The sequence below is a fragment of the Nostoc sp. CHAB 5715 genome (genome assembly GCF_020829685.1).
In the GTDB taxonomy this organism is placed as follows: Bacteria; Cyanobacteriota; Cyanobacteriia; order Cyanobacteriales; family Nostocaceae; genus Nostoc.
This window is the reverse complement of the sequence record NZ_JAIVFR010000447.1, coordinates 1-5876: the sequence shown is the minus strand read 5'-3', so window position 1 is coordinate 5876 and position 5876 is coordinate 1. Positions and strand designations below refer to the sequence as shown.

The following is a 5876-nucleotide window of genomic DNA, read 5'->3' as shown; positions in this document are numbered from 1 at the left end:
CCATCTTCATTAAAATGGGCAAACACTTAGGAAGCGGGGGTTCTGGTGATACCTACTTAGCCGTAGACCTAGATTTACCAGGACGACCCCATTGTGTCGTCAAACATTTCCAGCCAAAAGATACCAATCCTGCTGTTCTACCCATCGCTAAAAGCCTATTTGATCGGGAAGCGGAAGTTTTATACCAGCTAGGCAACGACCACGACCAAATTCCTAGACTATTTGCCCATTTTAATGAAGATGGGGATTTCTATTTAGTTCAGGAATTTATTGACGGTCATGCATTGACTCAAGAAATTCTACCAGGTGAGCGTCTTAGCGAGAATGTAGTCTTAAATTTATTAAAAGACATCCTAGAAGTGCTGTCCTTCGTTCACGAAAATAACATTATTCACCGGGATATTAAGCCCCAAAATTTAATGCGGCGGCACTCCGATCAGAAGATTGTGCTAATTGACTTTGGGAGTATTAAGAAAATTGGTGCTTTAGGAGCAGGCTTAACAATTTCTGTTGGGACTCCTGGCTATATGCCAAGCGAACAGGCTAAGGGAAAGCCAAAACTTTCCAGCGATATTTATGCAGTAGGGATGATTGGTATTCAAGCTTTGACAGGTTTAATACCTGAGCAACTACAAGAAGATCCCAACACTGGAGAAGTTCTCTGGCGCGATCAGGCACAGGTAAGTGAGGCTCTGGCAAATATTTTAGATACAATGGTTTGCGATCGCTATAACCAGCGTTACCAATCTGCCGCAGAAGCTTTGCAAGCGCTTAATTCTGATCTGGCGTTGTCAGAGTCATTACAATCTAATGACATAAACCAAGACACTGATGATAGCTATTTTCTAACTTATAAAAATTTTATTTTGCTGTTGGGAATAGGCCTTGGTACTATCACTAGTTTAATAGTACTAGTTTTAATCTATACATTTGTTAATACAGGTACATCACCTCCAAACCAACCTACTCAATTAAATAATTTTAGAGAAAAATTGCTTGAGCCACGGTTCACTAATATTAAGGTGAATCGCCAAGTAGCTAAATAAGTAGCAACAGAGGAGTCTATAAAAGCAATTCCACCATCGCAAAGACTACCAAAGAGGAAATTGAGCCTTAATACATGAGAAAGACTTAATCATTTACCAGCAATCATAAAAATCACTATTAACTGGCTGATTCCAGATTTGTTCTTAACCTAAATATTTATAGATTCCTGTAGGATAAATAGAATAAACAAGATTTAAAGATATGGACAATACAAATTCAAAAAAAGCTTTAATTAACGGTGAAATTGCCCTCTTTCTTAGAGGTTTGATTATTGGTAAAGTGCTGACACTTATGGTTATTGGCGGACTGCTTTGGTGGTTATTCAAGCCGAATTTCTTGTCTCGCAACAGTGTTAATTCCTCTAATCAAAATATCAATACCCCCTCTAGTAGTGGATCAACTTTTCAGACAGTTGCTAATGTCCCCAATGCCTCATTTAACTATGGAGGCAGTACAGCTTGGGCATCTATCCGGCAATTGGTAGATTCTCAGATCCAGAGCGATCGCCCGGAATTACAATTACGCTATGTAAACCCCGTTAATGGTAGCCCTGGTTCTAGCTCCGGCATTCGGATGTTGCTTGATGGGAAAATAGACTTTGCTCAATCTTCCCGTCCCCTCACGGATGAAGAACAAGCTATGGCAAAAGAGCGAGGCTTCACCCTTGAGCAACGTCAGGTGGGTATGGATGGGATAGCAGTGGTAGTCAACCCATCACTCAATGTGCCAAGTTTAACTGTTGACCAATTACAGCAGATTTATTTGGGAAAAATTACTAACTGGAATCAAGTAGGTGGGCCAAACCTAGCCATCACACCTTTGTCTCAACGACCAGAGGACGCAGATACAGTAATATTTGCTAGCAACAGCAACCTAAAGGGGCAAGCATTTGGCTCTAATGTGCAGTATGTCTACTCTACTACAGAGGCTGTGCGCCGACTCAGTAAAACTCCTGGTAGTGTCTATTACGCTTCTGCCCGTTCAGTATTACCTCAATGTAGCGTGAAGGCTTTGCCATTGGGTAGCACTTCTGGTCAGCTAATTCCCCCCTACCGCGAACCTCTGGTGTCACCTGAGCAATGTCTACGTCAGCGCAATCAGCTAAATACTCAGGCGATCAAAAATCGCAGCTATCCCATGATCGCTAACTTGTTTGTGATTATTAAGCAGAATAAAGGTCAGGAGCAGCAGATTGGAGATGCTTATGCCAATCTTTTATTAACTGATGAAGGACAAAAGGCGATTGAGCAAGCTGGTTTCGTCGCAGTTCGCTAGTAGATTTGAAGGACAATTAAGCCCCCTTACCAGAGAACCCCGACTTCTTAAAGAAGTCGGCGATCTAGAGGTATAGACTTGTGGGCGATCGCGGCTATACCTGGGAACTACCAGTTTGAAAAATCTGTTGAGCAATCAGGTTTAGTTGGGGGAAAATAGGTGATACGATGCGGTCATCGCCTCTAAATTGAGTAACTTGGTATTCACCGTCAACTAATTGGTAGATAGAGATAGTGGGTTGTTTAGGATTACCGATAAACTTTTTACCACCGATAGCTAAATAATCAACAATCCAATATTCTTTTATCCCTATTTCCTCATATTCACCTAGCTTTTTATGATAATCATCCCGCCAGTTAGTACTAACAATTTCAATCACTAAAGGAATAGAATCGGCAAACTCAACCGTAGAATATTTCTGCCAAAGTGGCTCTAATTTTAAAGCAGGACGGTTGAGTAATAGCAAGTCTGGAGAATAGCAAGACTGACTAATAGCAGATTTAACTAATGCTGTTTTTGGAATGAGATAAGGTAAACCATTACGAACGTACTCAACAGCAATTTTTTCAACCAAAAACCCGACAATATCTTCATGGTCTCCTACTGGTTGTGCCATTTCAACAATCACGCTATCATGTAATTCATACCTTCCACCTTCAGGTCTCCACGCTGCAAAATCTTCAAAGGTTACTAATTTGGGTATGGCTTGAGTCATAAATTGCCTACCTTTGCTTGGATATTGCGAACATTTTTAGTTATTGTTATTAGCTTTTCCATCACACGTCATTCAAATCGCTACTTCCTCTGATTCTTCGATTTCGGAAATACCTACTAGGGTTACAGGTGGACGATTGGGAAATTCAACAACAAGCCGTAACTCACCTCCCATTGCAGCAATGTACTTCTGCAAAGTTGAGAGCATCAAATCAGTACGCTGTTCCAGACGAGAAACATTCCCTTGGTCAATTTGCAGAAGTTGCGCCATGTCTTCTTGAGTGAGTTTGAGTGCGAGTCTCAATTGTTGTCGCGTCATTTCTTCGGCGATAAGTAAGTTAGATTCTTCTTCAATCTTTTTGCGTCGTTCCGGTGATAACTGTTCTAGTTTTTCCTTTAAAGTTTTCCCCATCAGTTAGTTATCCTCACTTTTCCTCTTGTTGAGTCTTGAGTTGAGCTAAGTGTGCGTCAAATCTCTCATTAGCTGTTTTGATCAGTTGCTTATGAAAAACTCCACCCACAAGGGGATGGAGTTTTTGGGCATGGGGAATGGGGCATAGGGCATGGGGAAGAAATTACCAATGCCCTATGCCCAATGCCCCAAGCGGCAGGGCGGCTGTCCCTCTCCACCCACAAGGGGATGGAGTTTCCCGCCGCTTTCGATAAAAACGACTTTCACTAGCACCAGATTTGTCACCTGCGACTAGCAATATTGCATTTCGTCTTGAGTCGAATGCAAACGCGACACGCCAAACACCATCTGCTGCTTTAAACCTTAATTCCTTCATGTTGCTGTGGCGCGAACCGTTAAGCGTATCAACATGAGGTCGTCCTAGTTCAAAACCAAAAGCTTCCAATACATTGGTATAGGCAAGTAACTTGTTTTGCACTTCTTCTGGTAAAGCATCAAATTCTGGCTCAAAATCCTGATGAAATTCAACAACCCAACTCATTAATTATGCACTCAAATATGTATATTTTCAAGAGTATATTACAAATGATGTTGGTTTACTGAGTTAGGTGATTTGTGGTGAGGGATTTGTGTATATTTTGTTTAGGCATATAAAGTCAATCTACCAAGGATTACAGTACAAAATGCGATCGCACTTTGCACTGCTTGTTGAATATTCATCACTTGAGTTGAAAATATTTACACTCACTCGACAGCATAAGAAGTAAATTGGCGTTTAAAAGGAGAATGAAACCCAATGACGATATCAGAAGGGGGTACACCTAACTCAATCAATCGTTCAGCAACAGACTCTTCTGTACCGTTATACTGAATCCATATTTTCCCATTTTGAATATCAAAATGCATCACCGGGCCAAATACCCGCTTATCTCCTTGCCAGCCAACGTAAGCTAATTGATAATGGTCGTTTTCATTGTCTAAAATTAATTGTGATTTGACAGTATCGGTATTAGACGCGATTTGTTGATGTTCACTTAAAATTTGTTTAATAAATTGTCGATAGCGTTCTATTTTATCCATAGCCGAATCTCCTCATGTTTTGGGTCGTAAATTATTAACTTAATTTGGTAACGCTGAAGGGTGCGTTGGACAAAAGAAAGTTGGAAAAAGTCTTGATATGTTTCTATAGGAACAGCTAGATAAAGCACTCTGTCTGCTTCTTTTTCTTCAATAGCTTGGCAGTAATTTAGATATTGTCCTAGTGCAGTATGAAATTCACTGATATCTGAATCTGCAATAAAACTCTTAATTTCAACAGCTATTTTCTCTGTATTACGTTCTGCGGCAATGGCATTTTCAGCCGCTAAGTCTATTTGGAGTTTAATTGCTTCACTAATACGAATTGTAAATGGGTCGTGAGTAATTATCCACCCATCTTTTATTAATGCTTTTTTTACCTGTTGATGAAAAACATCTTTAGCCATTTTGCTATCTCTAGATTAGAGTCTCAAAATGAAAATATCCCATTTTGTATGATATTTTACAGCTATTTTCAGGTAAATAGACCACGCGGTAGGGGCATAGCAATGCTGTGCCCTTACAACAGATGTGGTTGGGTGCATCCCAGTTTTTATTTTGCTCTTGAGAATAACTGTCATTGCGAACGCGAGTGCGTCTCGTAGAGAGGAGGAACGACGAAGCAATCTCATGGACTCGTTTTGACCTGAAGAATTTTGCGATTGCTTCGTTCCTCGCAATGACATGTAAAAAAGTGGGATGCTCCCCTTTATCCTTAAGCAGATTTTAATGCAGGATTAATTATAAAAAATAGCATAACGACTAAATTATCAAGATATAGCAGTCCTAAATGATTTGTAAACTTCTCTCCTTCTCCTCTTGGCGCTCTTGGCGTCTTGGCGGTTCGATAATTTTTACAACTCAAATAGGATTGCTATACCATCTTTCTTTTGAGCGATATTTGGCGACAAGCCGCTCTACGCCTGAAAATAGGTAGAAAAGCAAAAGTTTTTATTAAAAATTATATAATTCTACTTTTAGATAGACAATATTTAATTTTATATTCCATCGCCAGATAGATAATAATATTTTAATAATATTTAATTATATTAAGTTAAGGATATGCTATTTATAGGAGTAAAATTAATAATGCCAGACAGTCCTGGATTAGGAGAACAGGCGCTGAATAAAGCGGCAGAAATAGGATTATCTAGCCAATTAGATGAAGTAAAAAATTTAGATGTAGACATCAAAACAGACCCACTAAAACTAGTTCAGGGTGAGGTGGATGCAGTCACGATTGAAGGCGAAGGCTTGGTTATGCAGAAAGACCTCCGCATGGAGGAATTGAAAATGCAAATGACTAGTGTTGCCATCAATCCTCTAAGTGTGGCTTTTGGCAAAATTGAAC

The 5876-nt window shown here is 39.8% G+C and carries 8 protein-coding genes; 3 read left to right on the top strand and 5 right to left on the bottom strand.

Annotation, left to right across the window (positions count from 1 at the left end; translation table 11 throughout):
* The first annotated feature begins 14 nt into the window (after nucleotides 1-14).
* Both LC574_RS22755 and LC574_RS22750 read left to right on the top strand, forming a co-directional pair.
* Nucleotides 15-1046, top strand: coding sequence for a serine/threonine-protein kinase (locus LC574_RS22755; RefSeq protein WP_229455803.1), 1032 nt, complete (start codon nucleotides 15-17; stop codon nucleotides 1044-1046).
* A gap of 202 nt (nucleotides 1047-1248) precedes the next feature.
* Nucleotides 1249-2322, top strand: a complete 1074-nt coding sequence (locus tag LC574_RS22750; RefSeq protein WP_229455801.1) for a PstS family phosphate ABC transporter substrate-binding protein — start codon at nucleotides 1249-1251, stop codon at nucleotides 2320-2322.
* Nucleotides 2323-2416: 94 nt separating this feature from the next.
* Here LC574_RS22750 and LC574_RS22745 read toward each other — a convergent pair whose 3' ends face one another.
* The 5 genes from LC574_RS22745 to LC574_RS22725 form a co-directional block, all read right to left on the bottom strand.
* Complete coding sequence (locus LC574_RS22745; protein WP_229455800.1) at nucleotides 2417-3037, bottom strand: Uma2 family endonuclease; 621 nt, start codon at nucleotides 3035-3037, stop codon at nucleotides 2417-2419.
* Between the two features lie 72 nt (nucleotides 3038-3109).
* The gene (locus LC574_RS22740; protein WP_229455799.1) at nucleotides 3110-3448 is read right to left on the bottom strand and encodes a helix-turn-helix domain-containing protein; all 339 of its coding nucleotides are present in this window, start codon (nucleotides 3446-3448) and stop codon (nucleotides 3110-3112) included.
* 163 nt (nucleotides 3449-3611) lie between these two features.
* The gene (locus tag LC574_RS22735; protein ID WP_229455798.1) at nucleotides 3612-3989 is read right to left on the bottom strand and encodes a type II toxin-antitoxin system RelE/ParE family toxin; all 378 of its coding nucleotides are present in this window, start codon (nucleotides 3987-3989) and stop codon (nucleotides 3612-3614) included.
* Between the two features lie 203 nt (nucleotides 3990-4192).
* On the bottom strand, nucleotides 4193-4528 hold the full coding sequence (locus tag LC574_RS22730) for a XisI protein (protein WP_229455796.1): 336 nt from the start codon (nucleotides 4526-4528) through the stop codon (nucleotides 4193-4195).
* Nucleotides 4516-4932 (bottom strand): XisH family protein, encoded by a 417-nt coding sequence (locus LC574_RS22725; RefSeq protein ID WP_229455795.1) that lies wholly within the window; start codon nucleotides 4930-4932, stop codon nucleotides 4516-4518. Before LC574_RS22725 ends, LC574_RS22730 begins: the two co-directional genes overlap by 13 nt.
* Nucleotides 4933-5614: 682 nt before the next feature.
* Between LC574_RS22725 and LC574_RS22720 the strand changes: the two genes are divergently transcribed.
* On the top strand, nucleotides 5615-5876 hold a 262-nt coding region (locus tag LC574_RS22720), incomplete at its 3' end, for a DUF2993 domain-containing protein (protein ID WP_229455794.1).

Bases quoted from the DNA above. Each gene is read 5' to 3' on its own strand.
- LC574_RS22755 (WP_229455803.1), top strand. From the start codon at position 15: ATGGGCAAACACTTAGGAAGCGGGGGTTCTGGTGATACCTACTTAGCC.
- LC574_RS22750 (WP_229455801.1), top strand. From the start codon at position 1,249: ATGGACAATACAAATTCAAAAAAAGCTTTAATTAACGGTGAAATTGCC.
- LC574_RS22745 (WP_229455800.1), bottom strand. From the start codon at position 3,037: ATGACTCAAGCCATACCCAAATTAGTAACCTTTGAAGATTTTGCAGCG.
- LC574_RS22740 (WP_229455799.1), bottom strand. From the start codon at position 3,448: ATGGGGAAAACTTTAAAGGAAAAACTAGAACAGTTATCACCGGAACGA.
- LC574_RS22735 (WP_229455798.1), bottom strand. From the start codon at position 3,989: ATGAGTTGGGTTGTTGAATTTCATCAGGATTTTGAGCCAGAATTTGAT.
- LC574_RS22730 (WP_229455796.1), bottom strand. From the start codon at position 4,528: ATGGATAAAATAGAACGCTATCGACAATTTATTAAACAAATTTTAAGT.
- LC574_RS22725 (WP_229455795.1), bottom strand. From the start codon at position 4,932: ATGGCTAAAGATGTTTTTCATCAACAGGTAAAAAAAGCATTAATAAAA.